Genomic DNA, 18,524 nt, shown 5'->3' with positions numbered 1-18,524 from the left:
ATTGATTTCGATTCTTCATGCTATTTCTTCTAACCGACTTTTAAATTTAATGATTATGAGAATATCTATTAGTTTGCTAATTACAGCCGCCATTGCTCTCATTGGCGCTTTGGTCTTAAACAGTTCACAAACAGTAATAACAAGCAGCGGTTCAGCATTTGCTTTAGGTGCTATCTCTGTTGGTATTGCCCTTTCTCTTCTTTCTACCAAATCTACGGGGGACGATACATCAGAATTACCAACATCAACGAACAGCAAAACCATCTATGTTGGTAATCTTCCTTATCGCGCTAATGAAAATGACGTCAAGGAACTGTTTGCCAAACACGGCGAAGTGTTCGCGGTACGTTTAATGAAAGATAAACGCACGGGTAAACGTCGTGGTTTTGGATTTGTCGTCATGGCTGCTGCTGATTCCCCGGAAGCCATAGATGCGCTGAACAATGCAGAGTATGGAGATAGAACATTAAAAGTAAGAGAAGCGAACGACCCTAGAAAATCGGAGCGAGCTTGATCGCCGAGAAACCTAGTTTCGCCATTTCTTGATTTAGTGCTCTCTCATCTTTTACTGATGCACTACTAAATACCCAATGTGGGTGTTTATCTTCGAAGGAGGCCTTTAGGTCTCCTTTTTCGTTTAATAGGCAAGCCACTCGACTAGCAATTGCCAGGCCTGAGTCAACAACCACACATGTTTTCCCTAACACCGTTTCAATTTCAGGTTTCAATAATGGGAAGTGCGTACAACCCAATACCACACAGTCAACTTGACCAATAAAGGGTTCAAGCACGCTTTCTAACACCGATGTAGTTACTGCAACACCCCTTAGCTTTGCCTCTCCCATTCGCACAAGCTCTGTAGAACCAACCATAGTCACTTGGCAATCAGGTGCAAAATCTCTAACAAGCTGCTGAGTATAATCTCGCTTTACCGTGGCAGGTGTTGCCAATAAGCCAATTTTTTTACTTTTGCTCATTGCAGCTGCAGGCTTAATCGCTGGCACGACGCCTACAACAGGGACGGCAAGGCGTTCACGAAGTGGTGGAAGTACTAAAGTACTCGCTGTATTACAGGCAATAACGACGAGAGAGATCTCATGAACCGCACACAATGCAGTGATCATTCCACAAACACGATTCACCAATACATCATCAGGTAATTCGCCGTAAGGAAAAGCGGCATTGTCGAAGGCATAAATGATGTGCTGTTCAGGCATTAGCTTTGTCACTTCTTGGAAGACGGATAGACCGCCTACGCCAGAATCAAAAATCAGCACACTTTTCACTATCATTACCTTTTCTATGGTTTTCGTCGCAATGATACGTTGTGAACGCAGTCTTTTAAATCTCCGGTTCACTCAGTCGGTAAATCTGATGATGAAAACGCCCTTCCAACACCCACTTATCCACTTCCACCGCTAAAGGCCAAGAAAAGCACGGTGCATCGGTAACTAATGTATGAAACTCACCATCCTCACCACAAGGATCACAGCTCTGTGGCAACTCGCCTAACAGTTGATGCTCATAAAGACGGCCCAAAAACACCGAATCAAGCTGGGAGGTATCAACGGTCGTAATTTGCGTGATAATCCCTGTCTCGACAATCTCTTTTGCTAGCAATGTGCTCGATTGACCGAGTAACGGAAACACACACTCCCATCCTTGTGGCTCAATATAGCTTCGGCGGTACTGCTCTATGCCATTGCAGAACATATCGCCAAAAGCAACCGCGTCCAACGCTAAGCCACTATTTCGAATGCCATCTATCACCGCAGTCTCATAAACAGAATTGGGTGGAAACACCTCATCAAGTTCAATCAATACTAATGGTAAACCTACCTGGGCAGCTTGCGCCCTAACAATCTCAATGGGTGTCGCTTGAAAAGGAACTTCACCGTTTACAAACGTTGTGTACAAACCCACCACTTCATAATTGTCATCAGCGAGAAGACGGCAAAGTGTTAAGGCTGAGTCTTTTCCTGATGACCAGCTAACGATCACGCGCTTTTTCATGGTTATCCTGAATCAAAAAAGCCGCCCGTAGGCGGCTCTATTAAGCATTAATATGAGAAGTTCATATTAACGTAGAAAGCACGCTCCGGCGCAGGGTAGTCCCCTGCAGTTTCATATTCTTTATCAAAGATGTTTGAAACTTTACCGCTTAACGTAACGTCGTTGTTCACATCATATTGTGCAGTCAAATCCCAAACACTATAGCTATCAAGCATGCTGCCACCGGAATAATCAGGGCGTTCGCTTTGATAGATATATTGAGTACCAATCAACACATCTCCTAGCCAGACTGAAGTGCGCCATTTGGCCACCTGTTTAGCGCGACGAGCAAGCTGTTCATCTTTACTAACATCTTTGGGGTCTTTGAGGTCGAGCGAGAGCTGGTTATAGATAGGACCGACATCAAAATTAGCCATAAGCTCCACACCACGAATACGCGCTTCTTCAATGTTTTCATTACGACCATCAGGCCAATTTCCAGTGTAAACGATCAGATTATCAATCGTATTGATATAACCATTTACACTCCAACCGATATTGTAGCTCGTCCCTTCCAGCCCAATTTCAACATTCTCGGACTCTTCTGGCTTAAGAGTGATATTCCCAGCTGAGCCATATAACGAGTCAAAGCCCGGCGCTTTAAAGGCAGTGCCATAACTCGTAAACAATCGGTAATCCGGTGTGATATTCCAACCTAAAGCGACTAATCCGGTTTCATTGCCGCCAAACTGGTCGTTTTCATCATGGCGGATGCTGCCTTCCAATAATATGCTTTCAGAAACATTCCAGTTAGCTAGCGCAAAGATTCCAACATTTTGACGGGGATTGTCGATGACATCATCGACTGCAATAAAATTACCGTCCAGATACTTTTCCCACGTGGAGTCCAAACCAGCGGTCAAGGAGATGTTATCTGCTGCCTGATAGCGAGATGTAACGCTGCCATAAGTCTGACGAATTTTACTGGTCAAATCAGCGTTGGTTCGTGTATTCCCGTCAAAATAATCGTAATTTGACTGCTCACCCAATTCTAAGCGAAGCAAAGTATTCCACTTCCCGGCCTGATAAGCCGTATCGGCACCAATGCTACTGCTTTCAATCCGGCTATGTTTCTTGCTACCCCAACCATCATATTCAACATCATTTTGGTACCAGCGGCCGATCAGATTGGATTCCCAATTTTCAGCAGGCTGATAACTCAAGCGACCTGATATATTTTTGCTTGCAAAACCATGCTCAGTGCCTGGTTCAGCGGTGCTTGGGTGAACGTTATAGCCATCAGTTTGCTCGAAGCCACCAGCCAATTGAAGACCAATGGACTCCGTGACTTCAGTTGTTACACCCACGTTTGCTTGAGCATAGCCATTACTGCCTGCACCTATCCCAAATCGCTTTGACTCAACATCATTACGAGTAATGATGTTAATCACACCTCCGATCGCATCAGAGCCATAAACCGTCGCACCGGAACCACGAACAACTTCAATTCGCTCAACACTGTTTAAAGGCAGCATATTAAAGTCGACAGAACCCATCATGGTCCTAGGAAGGCGTACGCCATCAACCATAACCAAAACATGTTTTGAGTTGGTGCCACGAAGGAAAATTGATGCATTTTGTCCGCGGCCACCATTCTGGCCAATTTCGACACCAGGCAATGTTTTCAATGCATCGACCAAGCTTTTGGCCTGTAGCTCTTCCAAGTCAGTTCGTGTCAATACAGACATCGGTGCTAATACGGTAGATACAGGTTGTTCAAATCGAGAGGCGGTAACGACCATAGTGTCGTCGATAGAAGGGGTGTTAATTTCGGCGTGCGCAAAGGCAGCCATTGGCAGCATTCCTGCTACCCAATACTTATGAGACATATCAGATCCAAAGTCGCGTGTATCTAATGATGTCAGGAAATCCTGAGACCATATTGTGATCCAGCTGATATTCGGACTTAGAGACGACCTACGATGACGACTTCCCACACCCTATCGTTAAATAGAAGCACAGTGTCTGGCTTTTTTGCCATGTCATTTTCGTTTCTCATTACCGCTGCGCGCCAGTTCCGGATTCTCACCAGATTCCCAGCTGGAAGTAAAAAGCGCGAGGATTATAGATAAGTCAGCGCGCCTTTAATACTCGGATTATGAGATCTGTCCCTAATTAGCTTGGAAAGTGCTAAGGAAAGAACATTCGGAAGTTAGTAGTTGATGCTGATGTAATCCACTTCTTCGACATCCAGCTTCATCTTAATGTACACAGTCAGTACAAAGAAAAAGTTGGCGAGCAAATTAGCAAACCGCGGCAAAGCCGGCTCAAAGGTAACCCCAGACTCATCCAAGCGATGAAGTAACCGCACGGTTTTCTTTGCCCCAGTGCGACATTGGTGCAGCGCCATCACAGCAACGGGGCCGCGTGGCAACACAAATCGCGTGACACGACCTCGGCTTTCTTCGTTGTAATAATCATAGCGTGCATGAAGCCAGTCTAAATCTTCTTCAAAAATGCCATTTTTTCCACGAACTGAACCATTAAGGTTATAAATTTTAGGATGCAGTGTTTCTAAGTCAGCGACGACATCTTCAAACCCTTCAGGCATTTGCGCTAGCACCATGCCAATTAGGCTGCACAATTCGTCCGTGTGGATCTCATAATCACAGGTCAATGCAGACTCATAGATAAAGGGATAACAAATCTCTTTTCGATTTTTCGATTTTTGAATGCTCATGGTTCAACTCAGCCTATTCTGTAAGTGCCAATCTTATCCTAACCCTTAGCTTTACGCTTCTGCTGGCGAAAAAGACGGCGAAAAGGCTGGACAATATGGTTCGTCTACTTACAATTTGCGCTCATTTTTAGTTATGCAGGTTAGGTAATATGAGCAACACCCTGATTGACACCAGTAAATATCAGGCGCAACTGGACGAGAAGATTGCACGTATGCAGTCCGCGTTTGCCGAGTTCAGCGTACCTGAGTTAGAGGTGTTCCCATCTCCAGACAAGCACTATCGTATGCGTGCTGAATTCCGTGTCTGGCATGAGGGCGATGACCTTTACTACATCATGTTCGATCAGGAAACAAAGCAGAAATACCGAGTGGATCAGTTCCCACAAGCAAGTCGTATCATCAACGATTTGATGCCTCTGCTAGTTGATGCCATTAAGCCCATTGAAAGCCTGCGTCGCAAGCTGTTCCAAGTGGATTTTCTCTCCACTATGAGTGGCGAAGTACTGGTATCGATGCTTTACCACCGTCAACTGGATGATGAGTGGGAAGCCAATGCCCGTACACTGAAGCAACGCCTGAACGATGAAGGTTTCAACCTGAACTTGATTGGCCGCGCTCGTAAGCAAAAAATCATTATTGACCGCGACTACGTGCTGGAAAAACTGACCGTAGATGGCCGCCCGCTTACTTATCAGCAAATTGAAAACAGCTTTACTCAGCCAAACGGCAAAGTGGCTGAAAAGATGCTTGAATGGGCAGTCGATTGCACCCACGAAAGTACAGGTGATCTGCTTGAGCTTTACTGCGGGAACGGTAACTTCTCACTGGCATTAGCGAATAATTTCGATCGCGTACTGGCAACCGAACTGGCGAAACCATCGGTAGAATCGGCACAATTTAACATTGCCGTGAACAATATTGAGAACGTTCAGATCATTCGCATGTCTGCGGAAGAGTTTACTGAAGCGATGGAAGGCAAACGCGAGTTTCGCCGTTTACAACAAGCCGGCGTTGACCTGAAAAGCTACAACTGCAATACCATTTTTGTCGATCCACCGCGCTCAGGTATGGATGAAGGCACTTGTCGTATGGTGCAAACATATGACCGCATTCTCTATATTTCTTGCAACCCAGAAACCCTCAAAGAGAATCTGAATATTCTGTCTGAAACGCACCGTATTTCGCGTTTCGCGTTGTTTGATCAGTTCCCTTATACCCACCACATGGAAGCAGGTGTATTGCTAGAGCGCAAATAAGCCCGAACTTAGAAATTGAAAAAGGAGCCGAAAGGCTCCTTTTTCATGTCTATTTACATCGACTGTTGGCTATCCAACCGCCAATGCCCTCATCGCGTTATGCTTAGGCTACTCTTTCACAGTTTCTTCTTTCTTGCCCATCGCGAGCCAACCCATTTTTTGGGCAACCCAAAACACAAGCAACATGGTCACGATGATAGAGAAGAAATTACCGCCAAGCTCAGGGATCTGCATACGCACAAACGCTGAGTAACCAAACGCCCCTACCAAGAAACAGGCGAACGCGATCAGTGGTGTGCCTTCGGTAAGCGGCTGGTTAACATGTTGTTGGTAGAAGCAATATACCGACAGCACGAAAGCAATGACCGGGAAAATAGAGAATGCGACGCTATCGATGAAAAGCGTCGCGAGAGTCGCACTGCCGCACAAACCTGCGAGCACTGCGAGTAAAAGGAATTTACGCTCTGATTGATGGTTCTGTTCCATAATTCTTACCTGCCTGAAGACAACTTATCCTTGAGAGCATTGCGTTCACGTTCTTTGCGATACCAATACGCGCCTTTCGAAAGCATGCGAAGCTGAGTAACCAGACGTTCCGCGAGTTCAGCACGCGCACGTTTGTCCAAATCCAGAGCCTCGGCACCAGAACTGAACACTAAAGTGACGCATGCCTCTGCTTGATTATAGGCTTCTTCACGCGTTAACCCGGCAGTTGCTTCGAAATATTCTGTCAACTCGGCGACAAAATGTTGGATCTCGCGCGCGACAGCAGCACGAAATGCAGCCGACGTACCCGAACGTTCACGCAATAGCAGCCTAAGCACGTTAGGGCTACTTTCGATAAATTCCATAAAGGTTTCCACGGACGTTCTCACTACACTGCCTTCCGTAGCAATACGCTGGCGAGCTTGGCGCATCAATTGACGCAGCAGCAAGCCTCCTTCGTCTACCATGGTCAGGCCAAGTTCATCCATATCCTTGAAATGGCGATAAAACGAGGTTGGCGCTATGCCGGCCTCGCGAGCCACTTCGCGTAAACTGAGGTTGGAAAAGCTACGGTCTGCGCTGAGCTGACTAAAAGCGGCATCGATCAACGTTCGCCGTGTTTTTTCTTTCTGTTGTGCTCTTATTCCCATCGCCCGTGTTTACCTCATGAAATCTAACAGCAAACTATACTCGCTTTTTTTCATCAGTTCAGTGTCTGTGAGTAGCACTTTTTGTAATCCTGAGTTGGATCACCCGATACTCGAACTCAAATCCTCATAAAAGTCTGATTTTCACCTAAAGTTGCGTGATCACCTACGCTGAAAAGGGGTGAGTGTGTTCTCGTTGTCCACTGCGGACGTTACACTTACCTCGCAGTCCTTAACATAATGAAAACAAAAGGTCATACGGATATGAGTAAAGCGACCCCTACATCGTCCAATCATTTTGATGTGATCGTGATCGGCAGTGGGCCCGGCGGCGAAGGTGCGGCCATGGGTTTAACCAAAGCAGGATTACGTGTTGCCGTCGTTGAAAAAGAAAGCACGGTTGGTGGAGGCTGTACTCACTGGGGTACTATTCCATCAAAGGCACTGAGGCATACTGTCAGCCGTATTATTGAATTCAATCAAAGCCCGATTTATACCGGTGACAACCACCACGTCCACAGTACGTTTTCCGCCATTCTAGGCCATGCACAATCAGTGATTGGCAAACAAACCCGCATGCGTCAGGGGTTTTACGACCGTAACCTCTGTACCATTTTGCACGGCACTGCGCGCTTTAGCAGCTCTCATGGGCTGGAAGTCACCACCGCCGATGGCACTATCGATAAATACACCGCTGACAAGTTTGTGATTGCCACAGGCTCGCGCCCTTATCGCCCTAAAGATGTCGATTTCACACATTCTCGAGTGTATGACAGCGACTCGATTCTTTCGTTACAACACGACCCACGCCACGTCATCATTTACGGAGCGGGTGTTATCGGTAGTGAGTATGCCTCGATTTTTCGTGGCCTCGGTATCAAGGTTGATCTCATCAATACCCGCGATCGCCTGTTGTCCTTCCTCGACAATGAAATGTCAGACTCCTTGTCTTACCATTTCTGGAATAGCGGCGTACTCATTCGCAATGACGAGACGTACGAAAAAATTGAAGGCACCAAAGAAGGTGTGATCCTGCACTTACAGTCCGGCAAAAAGATGAAAGCCGATTGTTTGTTGTTTGCTAACGGCAGAACCGGCAACACCGATTCACTCAACCTCAAAGCCGTCGGGCTAAAAGGCGACTCTCGTGGACAGCTCAGCGTCAACGATAACTACGGCACTGAGATTGAACACGTTTATGCAGTCGGTGATGTGATTGGCTTCCCTAGCCTTGCCAGTGCTGCCTATGATCAGGGCCGTATTGTTGCTCAAGCCATTGTTGAAGGTCAGGCGAAAGGTAGACTGATTGACCATATCCCAACTGGCATTTATACCATTCCAGAAATAAGCTCTGTCGGCAAAACCGAGCAAGAGCTGACTGCCGCCAAAGTGCCTTATGAGGTGGGCCGCGCCCAGTTCAAGCACCTTGCCCGAGCGCAAATTGCAGGTATGGATGTGGGCAGTTTAAAGATCTTGTTCCATCGCGAAACCAAAGAGATCTTAGGCATTCACTGTTTTGGTGAACGGGCGGCTGAAATCATCCACATTGGTCAGGCAATTTTTGAGCAAAAAGGTGAAGGGAATACGCTGGATTACTTTATCAACACCACGTTTAATTACCCCACGATGGCGGAAGCCTATCGCGTTGCGGCACTGAACGGGCTGAATCGATTGTTTTAACGAATCTCACTGTTCGAAAACTAAAAAACGGAGCACTCGCTCCGTTTTTTGCGTTTGACGCTTAACCACTTAGCTAGTCTTCGAGACGAACAATGTCTCTCCATGGTAGCTCGGTATCACCCAGAACAATAAAATTAGGATTTTCCAGCGATTCGCGTTCGTTGTAAGAAAGCGGGGATAACGTGGTATCCAAAATGCGACCGCCAGATTCCTCAACAATGCACTGGGTTGCGGCAGTGTCCCACTCACCGGTCGGGCCAAGACGCAAATAACAATCCACCGCACCTTCTGCCACCAAGCACGACTTCAATGCCGCAGAACCAAGCGGCACCAAGTTGTAGTTCAGGCTCGGCGCCAAACGTTCAGTGATCGCTTTGATATCCTGACGTCGGCTGATAGCAATGGACAGAGATGTTACACCGCCATCATGTTTCATGATTGATAGGCGAACTTTTTCACCATCAGGCATCACTTTCCAAGCACCATGACCTTTCGCTGCGTAATAAGATACGCCGGATACTGGGCCATAAACCACACCCATCACTGGCTGATTATCTTCCACCAGCGCGATGATAGTGGCGAAATCCCCGCTACCTGCGATAAATTCTTGCGTGCCATCTAGAGGGTCAACCAGCCAATAGCGCGTCCAGTTTTCACGCTCTTTCAGCGGAACGGCGGTATCTTCTTCTGACAACACTGGAATGTCTGGTGTCAGCGCTTTCAATCGCTCTGTCACCAGTTTATGCGCAGCAAGATCAGCGCTGGTCACTGGTGTGTCATCACTTTTGATGTTCTGTTCAAAATCGCCACGCTGGTAAATATCCAGGATCACTTGTCCTGACTCGCGAGCAATCTCTATCACCGGTTGCAATAGCTGCGACAGCTCCATGTACCACTCCTCTTGGGCTCTCACATTACGACTTAGTTTCACAGGCAATGGTCACTATCACCTAACTGTCATCACGACACTTAACGACTGTTAAGCTGTCTTAATGCCAATAACAAGGCAGTAATACTGCGGGCTTCCCCAAAATCAATGTGATCTAATAATTCTTCCGCCTGAGCGACGGGCCAACGAACCAATTCCAACGGCTCGGGTTCATCGCCCTCGAGCTTCTCTGGATAAAGGTCCTGTGCCATCAACAGTGTCATTTTGCTGGAAAAATACGACGGTGCGAGCACCACTTCTTTCAGCGGGATTAACTGATTAGCACCAAAGCCAATTTCTTCTTTTAACTCTCGGTTTGCAGCTTCTAAGGCCGTTTCACCGGGATCAATCAGTCCCTTTGGAAAGCCTAGCTCATAACATTCTGTTCCGGCAGCATATTCTCTTACCAACAACAGATCGCCACTTTCCGTGACAGGCACAATCATCACTGCATTGCGACCACTTGGTTTCATGCGCTCATAAGTGCGCTCGACACCATTACTAAAGCGTAAATCGAGTGCTTCTATCTGAAACAAGCGTGATTTAGCGACCACTTTGGCATCGAGTATTTCCGGAGCTTTTGTCTTTTGCATCATCATTTCTCCTGCAAAAGGCCTAGCCGTTGAAACTCAATCGGTAGCGCCCTTCACTGTCTGGTGCACCTAACCAGCCTAACTGACTTTTCATGCCTGCAGGCAACCCATCGCCTGGAATAAACCAACCGCTAACGCTATATTGCTGATCCGGCGATAATGACAAGCTAAACTCTGTCTGGATAGCCTCAGAATCACTGTCTCCATTAACCAGTACACTTCCTGCATCACACGACAGATTCGCCATCACCAGCCCTGGGTCAACAGCCCCCATCGGAGACATTACGTTACCTTGCGACCATGCAAGCGTGCCGTCAAGGACATCGCAAAAAGGTTGCTGCAATTGATAATCGCGTAAGGTGAGATCAAACTGACCCGTGAGACTAACGGGCAATGGGTAAGGAATAAACGATTGGACAAAATGGGCAGGCATAGAAAACAGCAAGTCACTCGCGTAAGCACCACCCAGACCATAACCCACATTACCGCGAGCCGAAAAGCCAGGCACACCGGAAAGGCGAACCGCAAGATCAGCATTACCCATCAATAATTTTAGTGCGTTGAACTGCCAGTTAATGGCGCCGAGAGGCTGCCCTTGCCAACGAAAGTTGGCGGCTTTTCCATTCCAAACCGTCCCTGTCACACCATCAATGTCTAAGCCATCAACGGGTGGCACATAACGAAAAACGAGGCTTGCTGGAACGTGCACTACAACACTGGTCAACAACACCAACAAAAACAAAACACTCATTAATATCGTGCGTTTCATCTTACCCCCGTCCTAATTGCAGACGTTTTACTTCAACGAGACCCTGCGTATCAGTTTTACCGACATCGATGAACTTCACTTGTACACCATGACTCACCGACAGAAAGTCGAGCCAGCTTAGCAAGGTGTTGAATGGCATAGGCTTCAACCAAACTTGAATTTCTTCTTGTTGCGGCTGAATACGCACAATTTCAAGACTGTAACGTTTAACGCTGCTGGTGACCGACTGATTCAGCGGCAACGCACTCACTTGTCCACGGTTGCCAGTAGCCGCACGTAAAGATTCGATTTCCGCGGCTTTACTGTTGACCCAAATAAGTAGATTTTTTTCACTATTCAGACGCTGCTGTGCTTGTACTGCCCGCTCTTGCAGAGGACTCACAAAACCCCAATACAAGCCACCAATGAGCAAAACCGCAATAGCAAAACCGAGCAGGCGTTGTTCACGCTTAGACAGTCCTTGCCAATAAGCCAATATCGCTTTCATTTATGGCTCCTTTCGCAAAACAAATGCGCCAGTAACACTTTGCTGATCACGACTCAATTGCCCCAATTCAGTGCTGTATTTGGTCGACAACGTTTCACGTAATTTTTCAAAATCACCGAAATCTTTGCCTCTCGCATTCAGGCGTAATTCGCCACGATCAAAATCAAACCGAACCGCGTCAAGTTGAATATCTTTTGCACCATCGAGTAATGGCCCTAAGTCAGCCAGCCAAATCATCACGCCGCTCCCCGCACCGGCACCCGATAAGCGTCCGACCTCGCTTTCCAGCAATCTACGCATATAACTGGTGGTTGGAATACGTTGGTTTTGCGGTAATAACGCACGCACTTTGGCTTCACTTTGAGCACGATATTGCTCGGCTTGCGCTTCCATTTGATAGATAGCGGCCACTTTTTCTGCCCCTAGCACTGATAACAACAATCCCGCGGCTATCGCCACGCTGCGCCAAGGTTTGAGGTGTTTATAAAGTTGGTTATGAGGTTTGTAACGACCCAGCAGTAAATTGTAACGGCTTTGCATTGCTCCTTGAGCAAGCAACAGCATCACCAGCTCGGTGGGTTCGCTATGCCAGTTGTCTGCTGCATCTTCTGGTAAATCAGAGTAGCTCACCACGGGCTTCATCGGTTCATCAGCGTCGCTTTGATCATGCAGGCTGCGTAACCACACTGGCAGCCATAAAGTTTCAGCGGCACCACCATTGGTTTCATCAACACGCACAAGCCAACGGTCGTTAAGCGTAGCGGCGCTGTAGGCATCTTCGCTAAGCGGCAAGCATAAGCAATCAGGGATCAAGCGACGAATCACAAGCCCTGCTTCTGCCAACTCATCAAGCCATCTCTGCATAATGACTTTTTCAACCACGGCGACCTGCGCCTGCTCTGCGGTTTTACTCAACAAGGTGACATGCACCTGATCAACATCTTGAGCCACATCGTCTTCAAGCAGGAACGGCAATACGTTTTCAAGCTGGCGCGCACTCCCTGATGGGATTGTCACTGTGGTTAGCAAGACAGCCGCACTGTCTGCCAATGCCACAACATCGCGATCGACGGCATAGTCTGTCAGTTGTGACAAACTGTCTGCTTCGCCCGACGCAATCACTTCCTGTTGGCTCGTTGACCATACCAACCAAGGTATGGGTTCCTGCGGTTCGCAGTTAAGCCGGATTGTCAGGATCTCGCTCACTCATTCCTCCAAAGCGGCGACGAACAACTGTCACCGTGCCATTATCATCCCTTTGTAACAGCGCACGTAATCTCAGTGATGTGCTGTCGAGGGTAATTTCTGTGTCTAACTCAAAAAAGCGGCTGCGCACATCGAAATACTTCTGTCGTTCTTCTCTGTCTTCTTCGCCGATCCCCGATAAAACAGGCTCTGCGATGAAACTGGCGACGTCTTTCCAGCCATCAACGGCGTTTCGCTCGTTGATCAATTGTTTTGCTTGCTCATCCGTTAAATTAGGATGGAACAATGCGGTGAGAATAGGTGCATCCTCTTCCGTTAATGTGTTGACGTTAATTACCAACTTGCTGTTCGGTAACGCACACAAAAGCGGGCTCACTTTTTCATATATCTCTCGACTGACGCCGTTGACGGCTCGCCATTCCGAAATATCAGCCATTAAGCCATTAGGGGCTACATGCGCTATCGAACGTGCTTCATATTCACTGTCTTCAACCCCCAACGGTGACTGCACATTGGTGTTGGTATCAATATATTCCCACGTGGCAGCAGCAGCGGTTTCTGCTTCAAAGCTATCAACCTCTTGTGATTCGATCAGCTGTTGAAGCGCTATCACCATCGCAGGGTTGGTGCCATTTTCTGTCGGTTTAATATCACGCAAGCCATTAACGTTAAAGCATGCTTGGCGGTCATATACGTTGCCCGTTGCTTGCCCGCCATCAAGGGGATACACCTGATCGCGTACCGCCCAAGGCTGACTCAAGGTAACGGTATCATCGTCACCAAAACTTTCTTCAAGCCCATATCGAGCTAACGATTCGACAGACTGTGCATACCAATATGCTTGCTGGTAACGGATCTGACTTTCTGCACGATCAAAATTCACAAACATGCGATTCGCCATGTTCGCAGCAACCGTAGTCATCAAGGCCATGATCAACAGCACCACCAGCAATGCCACTCCACGCTGTGATCTGCGCCCTGCGTTATTCCTCATCATTGCGTTCCACCTGCGACAGGTGCTGGTAACGTTTGCCCTGACAACACATAAATTCGCACCAGCTCACCATAGCGATCGGTATCGAGTGTCACGCGAATGGCTTTAGGCATCTCAAGTGGACTCTCCCAACTTTCTTGCCAACTCTCGCTACCGAGCACGGCAAAGTTGATGTCTTTCACACCTTCCATGACGGGCATGATTGCGGGCTCTACCGATGAACTGTCATCAGGATACATCCAGCGGATGCGCTCCAAAGTGTCATTCTGAATGCGGTAACCCACTTTCACCACCTCGCCACGAGGAAACAAGGCTTGCGGATTAATCCAACCACCACGAACAAATCGAATACCTTGTGATTCAGAATCGAGCAGGTCATCACTAAACTCGAGCAAGGCCTCTTGCGCTTCATCACCGCCGTTTCGATACTGCCTCGCCATCATCTGACGAAAGTCGCTGTCCATGATAAGCAGTGTGCGTTGCAATGTTTTTAGCGCGTTACCCACTTCTTCCGTCTGCTTATCACTGGTAATGACATTGCTGAAAATCTGGTTTGCAGACATGCTCAAGGTCGCGAATATCATTAGCGCCAACAAGACTTCAATCAGCGTAAAGCCGCGCGCGTGACGTTTAATTGGCGGGCACATAGGTTCTCACCGAGACAAGCGAGCCGCGCTTACTTTCGTCTTGCCATACAATCACGTCGACGGCTCGCAGCGCGTTGTCTGCGGTCGTAGTCGGCTTGATGGTCCAATACCAAGTGCGTCCTGCCATCTCCGAGCTGCCATTTTTTTCTGACGACGGTACTTTGCCTTCCAACACAAACAAGGCCAATTGGTTGTCAGCCACCATGGATGCAAAAGTTTTCTCTTCCAACACACCCAATGTATTCACATGCTGTCCAGTCGCGTTAAGTACCGCCAACGCAGCAACAGCAAAAACTGCCATGGCTACCATCACTTCAATCAGGGTAAAGCCGCGATGCGTTCTCACTCTTTACCCTCATTCAGCGCTTTGATCTCGAAGGTTGCCACATCATTGCCTGTCACTTGCCAAAGGCGCTTTTTGTTAGCCAAAAAAGTCAGCGTGAAGGGAATGATTTCTCCGTTACCCATCAGCACCACTTGCGGGGGTTTAGGTTTATCTTCTTCTTCAGCAAACATCTCTTCATCAAAGAGCTTTGTTCGATCGAACAGTCGATCTTCTTCGGCAACAAAACCGGTCACTTGCAAATCAAGCTCAATGCCCTCTGGCATGGTCACTTCTGTTGCTGTGCGTCCTTCTTCAGCTGCGACCCAATCTTGACGCGTTAAGCGAAGCAATTCATATCGATCGTCATTGACACGAAGACCAAAGGTTTGCCCTGTAAGCAAAGTCTGCTCAGACCACAATTGCACCAATTGATAGAACCGCTGAGCTTCATCTTTGGCTTCATCACTTTGGTTCTGGGGCAGATTGGGCACCACTATCACTGCGCTAATGGCCAACAGCACCACCACAAGCAGCACTTCCAGCAATGTAAACCCGGATGGGCGCCCTCTCTTCATCGCTTAATTAATCTCAAGCATATTCCAGTTACCAATATCCTGATTCACACCTTCGCCGCCTTCTTGGTTATCAGCACCTAAGGTGAAGATATCAGTGGTACCGTGCTCACCTGGATTCAGGTATTGATAATCGTTGCCCCAAGGGTCTTGCGGCAAACGTTTGATGTAACCATCTTGACGGTAGTTACGTGGCTCTGGTGATGAGCTAGGCTTACTCACCAATGCATCTAAACCTTGGTCCGTGGTTGGGTAAACACTGTTATCCAATCGGTACATATCCAACGCGCCTTCTAGCGAGCTGATATCTGTGACAGCTTTTTGCTGATCCGCTTTGTCTTTGTTACCCAAAAGGTTTGGGACAACCAAACTTGCCAACACACCCAAAATAACGATGACGACCATGATTTCCAGCAGGGTGAAGCCCTGTTGACGTCGTTGCATGTTCTCTCTCCTGAAAAATTGCTGCTTGGCAGCATACGTTGAAATCAAACGCCCACAATATTGTTGAGCTGAATAATAGGCATTAATGTTGCCACGACAATGAAAAGTACGATGCCTGCCATGGCTATAATCAACATCGGACCAAAGATACCCAGCGCAATGTTCACTTGGGACTCAAAGTCCCTGTCCTGATTGTCTGCTGCTCGCGTCAGCATTTGTTCGAGTTCACCGCTTCGTTCACCACTGGCAATCATGTGCAGCATCATGGGTGGAAACAGCTTAGCTTTCTCCAGCGACACTCGAAGACTTGAACCCTCACGAACGCGATCAGACGCTTCCAACACTTTGGCTTTCACCCAAGTATTGGTCATGACGTCCGCAGCCACTTTCATGCCGTCAAGGAGCGGGATAGCACTGGAAGTACAAATCGATAATGTGCGAGCAAAGCGCGATGTATTCAGCCCTCGAGCAACACGCCCAATCACGGGCATGCTCAGGATATTCCTATCCCAGGCTAACTTGCGGTTTTTATTGCGTAATAAGGTTTTAGTTAGCGTAACGGCAGCCACAAACAACACCAGTACCAACCAACCCCATTGCGTGACAAAATCACTGGCGGCGAGCAAAACTTGCGTGATCCCCGGTAATTCCGAACCGGTTCTCAAAAATTGTCCCACGATGTCTGGTACCACGGTCGCCAGCAAAAACGCCACGATCGCGATTGCTGCAACGGTCAGTACAATGGGATAAACCATGGCTTGAATAAGCTTGTTTTTAACCTGCTGTCGGTTCTCGACATAATCCGCCAATCGCTCTAACACTGGCCCCAGATGTCCCGATTTTTCTCCCGCCGCCACCATGGCGCGAAAGAGTTGGTCAAACACATGCGGATAGTCACCAAGGCTGTCCGACAAGGTATAGCCCTCAACCACTCGCGCACGAACGCCCGTGAGCATGTTTTTAAGGCGCTGCTTTTCGGTTTGTTCAGCAACGGCCTTAATACACTCTTCTAACGGCATTGATGCCTGTACCAAGGTCGCAAGTTGACGGGTGATCAGCGCCAGTTCATTGGTGCTGATCCCACGTTGAAATCCACTCGAGGATTTGGTTTGATTTTGCTGCTCTTTTTCATGAGTTTGCGCCACTTCCATTGGCACTAAGGATTTTTCACGAAGCAGTTGGCGAGCTAATCTCGCCGTGTCGGCTTCAATGACGCCTTTTACTGTTCGACCTTTGGCGTTTAACGCTTTGTATTCAAACGCTGCCATTACCCCTCCCGCGTTACACGCAAGACTTCTTCCAGCGTGGTTTGGCCCTTACGTACTTTCATCAGACCATCAGCACGGATACTTGGGGTTGATTGACGAACATAGCGCTCAATGGCCTGCTCGCCCGCTTCGTTATGAATGAATTCCTGCACTTGAGTATCCACAACAAGCAGCTCATGAATACCGGTTCGCCCTCGATACCCTTTGTTGTTACACGCTTTACAGCCCTTAGCACGATAAAGGGTCAAAGGCTCACTCTCTGGTAATTCAAACCACGCTTTGCTTTGTGCGTCGGCCTCATAGGCTTCTTTACAATCTGGGCACAAGGTGCGCACCAGACGCTGAGCCAATACGCCCAATAACGAAGAAGATACGAGGAACGGTTCGATACCCATATCACGCAAACGCGTCACAGCCCCTACCGCAGTATTGGTGTGAAGTGTAGACATCACCAAGTGACCCGTTAAGGATGCCTGAACAGCAATTTGCGCCGTTTCAAGGTCACGAATTTCACCGACCATCACCACATCGGGATCCTGACGCAAAATGGCGCGCAATCCGCGAGCAAAGGTCATGTCGACCTTGGTATTAACCTGCGTTTGTCCAATCCCGTTGATATCAAATTCAATCGGGTCTTCCACCGTCAGAATATTGCGCTCGGCGCTATTAAGCTCAGTCAAACCGGCATACAAGGTGGTGGACTTACCCGAACCCGTTGGGCCGGTCACCAGCAAAATACCGTGAGGGCGCTTGATAAGGACTTGGAAACTGTCTTGAACGGATCGGGTCATGCCCAAACTTTCAAGGTCAAGTTGGGTGGCGTTTTTATCAAGAAGACGAAGTACTACACGCTCGCCATGAGATGACGGCATGGTTGATACACGTACATCAACCGCTCGTCCGCCGATACGCAATGAGATACGGCCATCTTGTGGTACGCGTTTTTCTGCGATATCGAGACGAGCCATCACCTTGATACGAGAAACAAGAAGCGGCGCCAATTTTCGACTAGGGCTTAGCACTTCTCTCAATACACCATCGACACGAAATCGGATCGATAAGCTTTTCTCAAAGGTCTCAATGTGAATATCTGACGCTGTTTCTTTGATCGCCTCACCAAGCATGGCATTGATTAGCTTGATGATTGGCGCGTCATCTTCCGATTCGAGCAAATCTTCGCTTTGTGGTAACTCTTCCGCCAACGCAAAGAAATCATCGCTGTCAGCGCCAATATCTTCCATCAATTGCTGTGCTTCTGATGAATCTCGCTGATAAAGCTGCGTCATTTTTGGATCAAAATCTTCGCTGCGAAGTTGTATTGGCGTGAAGCTATGTCCCAATACTCGACGCACTTCCATCAATATTGCAGGCTTTGGCTGATCACGGTAATACAGCAACCAGCCATGATCGGTTCGCTCAACCACGACACCATGGCGTTTGGCGAAACCAAACGGCAAACGCGTCGCGGCCGTCACGACCGCAGGATCCAT

General features: G+C 48.0%; 21 protein-coding genes and 1 riboswitch. Of the genes, 3 read left to right on the top strand and 18 right to left on the bottom strand.

Going from position 1 to position 18,524, the window contains the following annotated elements:
* Positions 1-55 precede the first annotated feature (55 nt).
* The gene (locus AC3CIC_RS00595; RefSeq protein ID WP_488515856.1) at positions 56-514 is read left to right on the top strand and encodes an RNA recognition motif domain-containing protein; all 459 of its coding nucleotides are present in this window, start codon (positions 56-58) and stop codon (positions 512-514) included.
* Here the strand turns inward: AC3CIC_RS00595 and murI are convergent.
* The 4 genes from murI to AC3CIC_RS00575 all read right to left on the bottom strand — a co-directional run bounded on the left by murI (position 492) and on the right by AC3CIC_RS00575 (position 4,732).
* A complete protein-coding gene (gene murI, locus AC3CIC_RS00590) occupies positions 492-1,292 on the bottom strand; it encodes a glutamate racemase (RefSeq protein WP_488515104.1) in 801 nt (266 codons plus the stop codon). The two genes, AC3CIC_RS00595 and murI, sit on opposite strands and share 23 nt — an antisense overlap.
* A 49-nt stretch (positions 1,293-1,341) precedes the next feature.
* The gene (locus tag AC3CIC_RS00585; RefSeq protein ID WP_016959422.1) at positions 1,342-2,013 is read right to left on the bottom strand and encodes a Dph6-related ATP pyrophosphatase; all 672 of its coding nucleotides are present in this window, start codon (positions 2,011-2,013) and stop codon (positions 1,342-1,344) included.
* A 47-nt stretch (positions 2,014-2,060) separates the two neighbouring features.
* Entirely contained in the window at positions 2,061-3,881 is a 1,821-nt protein-coding gene (locus AC3CIC_RS00580) for a TonB-dependent receptor domain-containing protein (protein ID WP_488515103.1), read from the bottom strand.
* A 46-nt stretch (positions 3,882-3,927) separates the two neighbouring features.
* Positions 3,928-4,128, bottom strand: a riboswitch (cobalamin riboswitch).
* A gap of 76 nt (positions 4,129-4,204) precedes the next feature.
* Positions 4,205-4,732: an ATP--cob(I)alamin adenosyltransferase gene (locus AC3CIC_RS00575; protein WP_488515102.1), complete on the bottom strand. Its 528-nt coding sequence runs from the start codon at positions 4,730-4,732 to the stop codon at positions 4,205-4,207.
* 149 nt (positions 4,733-4,881) lie between these two features.
* Here AC3CIC_RS00575 and trmA point away from each other — a divergent pair, with 149 nt between their 5' ends.
* Positions 4,882-5,988 (top strand): tRNA (uridine(54)-C5)-methyltransferase TrmA, encoded by a 1,107-nt coding sequence (gene trmA, locus AC3CIC_RS00570; protein WP_016959425.1) that lies wholly within the window; start codon positions 4,882-4,884, stop codon positions 5,986-5,988.
* A gap of 108 nt (positions 5,989-6,096) precedes the next feature.
* Here trmA and AC3CIC_RS00565 read toward each other — a convergent pair whose 3' ends face one another.
* Entirely contained in the window at positions 6,097-6,474 is a 378-nt protein-coding gene (locus AC3CIC_RS00565; RefSeq protein WP_016959426.1) for a YijD family membrane protein, read from the bottom strand.
* Positions 6,475-6,479: 5 nt separating this feature from the next.
* Positions 6,480-7,124, bottom strand: coding sequence for an HTH-type transcriptional repressor FabR (gene fabR, locus AC3CIC_RS00560; protein WP_016959427.1), 645 nt, complete (start codon positions 7,122-7,124; stop codon positions 6,480-6,482).
* A 261-nt stretch (positions 7,125-7,385) separates the two neighbouring features.
* On the opposite strand from fabR, the gene sthA reads away from it, so the two are divergent.
* Positions 7,386-8,801 (top strand): Si-specific NAD(P)(+) transhydrogenase, encoded by a 1,416-nt coding sequence (sthA, locus tag AC3CIC_RS00555; RefSeq protein WP_016959429.1) that lies wholly within the window; start codon positions 7,386-7,388, stop codon positions 8,799-8,801.
* 73 nt (positions 8,802-8,874) lie between these two features.
* Here the strand turns inward: sthA and cysQ are convergent, their stop codons facing one another.
* The 12 genes from cysQ to gspE form a co-directional block, all read right to left on the bottom strand.
* Positions 8,875-9,690, bottom strand: a complete 816-nt coding sequence (gene cysQ / locus AC3CIC_RS00550) for a 3'(2'),5'-bisphosphate nucleotidase CysQ (RefSeq protein ID WP_016959430.1) — start codon at positions 9,688-9,690, stop codon at positions 8,875-8,877.
* A gap of 80 nt (positions 9,691-9,770) precedes the next feature.
* Entirely contained in the window at positions 9,771-10,322 is a 552-nt protein-coding gene (gene nudE, locus AC3CIC_RS00545; RefSeq protein ID WP_026024066.1) for an ADP compounds hydrolase NudE, read from the bottom strand.
* 22 nt (positions 10,323-10,344) lie between these two features.
* The gene (locus AC3CIC_RS00540) at positions 10,345-11,091 is read right to left on the bottom strand and encodes a type II secretion system protein N (protein WP_017004980.1); all 747 of its coding nucleotides are present in this window, start codon (positions 11,089-11,091) and stop codon (positions 10,345-10,347) included.
* A 1-nt stretch (position 11,092) separates the two neighbouring features.
* Entirely contained in the window at positions 11,093-11,578 is a 486-nt protein-coding gene (locus AC3CIC_RS00535) for a type II secretion system protein M (protein WP_371733556.1), read from the bottom strand.
* Positions 11,579-12,784 (bottom strand): type II secretion system protein GspL, encoded by a 1,206-nt coding sequence (gspL, locus tag AC3CIC_RS00530; RefSeq protein ID WP_488515101.1) that lies wholly within the window; start codon positions 12,782-12,784, stop codon positions 11,579-11,581.
* Entirely contained in the window at positions 12,756-13,781 is a 1,026-nt protein-coding gene (gene gspK / locus AC3CIC_RS00525) for a type II secretion system minor pseudopilin GspK (protein WP_394213048.1), read from the bottom strand. The genes gspL and gspK overlap by 29 nt, the downstream gene beginning before the upstream one ends.
* On the bottom strand, positions 13,778-14,425 hold the full coding sequence (gspJ, locus tag AC3CIC_RS00520) for a type II secretion system minor pseudopilin GspJ (protein WP_488515100.1): 648 nt from the start codon (positions 14,423-14,425) through the stop codon (positions 13,778-13,780). The genes gspK and gspJ overlap by 4 nt, the downstream gene beginning before the upstream one ends.
* A complete protein-coding gene (gene gspI, locus AC3CIC_RS00515) occupies positions 14,409-14,771 on the bottom strand; it encodes a type II secretion system minor pseudopilin GspI (RefSeq protein WP_016959437.1) in 363 nt (120 codons plus the stop codon). Before gspI ends, gspJ begins: the two co-directional genes overlap by 17 nt.
* Positions 14,768-15,325 (bottom strand): type II secretion system minor pseudopilin GspH, encoded by a 558-nt coding sequence (gene gspH, locus AC3CIC_RS00510; RefSeq protein WP_017004985.1) that lies wholly within the window; start codon positions 15,323-15,325, stop codon positions 14,768-14,770. Before gspH ends, gspI begins: the two co-directional genes overlap by 4 nt.
* Positions 15,326-15,328: 3 nt before the next feature.
* Entirely contained in the window at positions 15,329-15,766 is a 438-nt protein-coding gene (gspG, locus tag AC3CIC_RS00505) for a type II secretion system major pseudopilin GspG (RefSeq protein ID WP_016959439.1), read from the bottom strand.
* A 44-nt stretch (positions 15,767-15,810) separates the two neighbouring features.
* The gene (gene gspF / locus AC3CIC_RS00500) at positions 15,811-17,034 is read right to left on the bottom strand and encodes a type II secretion system inner membrane protein GspF (protein WP_016959440.1); all 1,224 of its coding nucleotides are present in this window, start codon (positions 17,032-17,034) and stop codon (positions 15,811-15,813) included.
* A complete protein-coding gene (gspE, locus tag AC3CIC_RS00495) occupies positions 17,034-18,524 on the bottom strand; it encodes a type II secretion system ATPase GspE (protein WP_139128047.1) in 1,491 nt (496 codons plus the stop codon). The genes gspF and gspE overlap by 1 nt, the downstream gene beginning before the upstream one ends.

This window comes from Enterovibrio sp. QJM3NY_24 (assembly GCF_057786035.1).
Note: the sequence above shows the minus strand (reverse complement) of the source record. Positions and strands in the feature narration are given on the sequence as shown.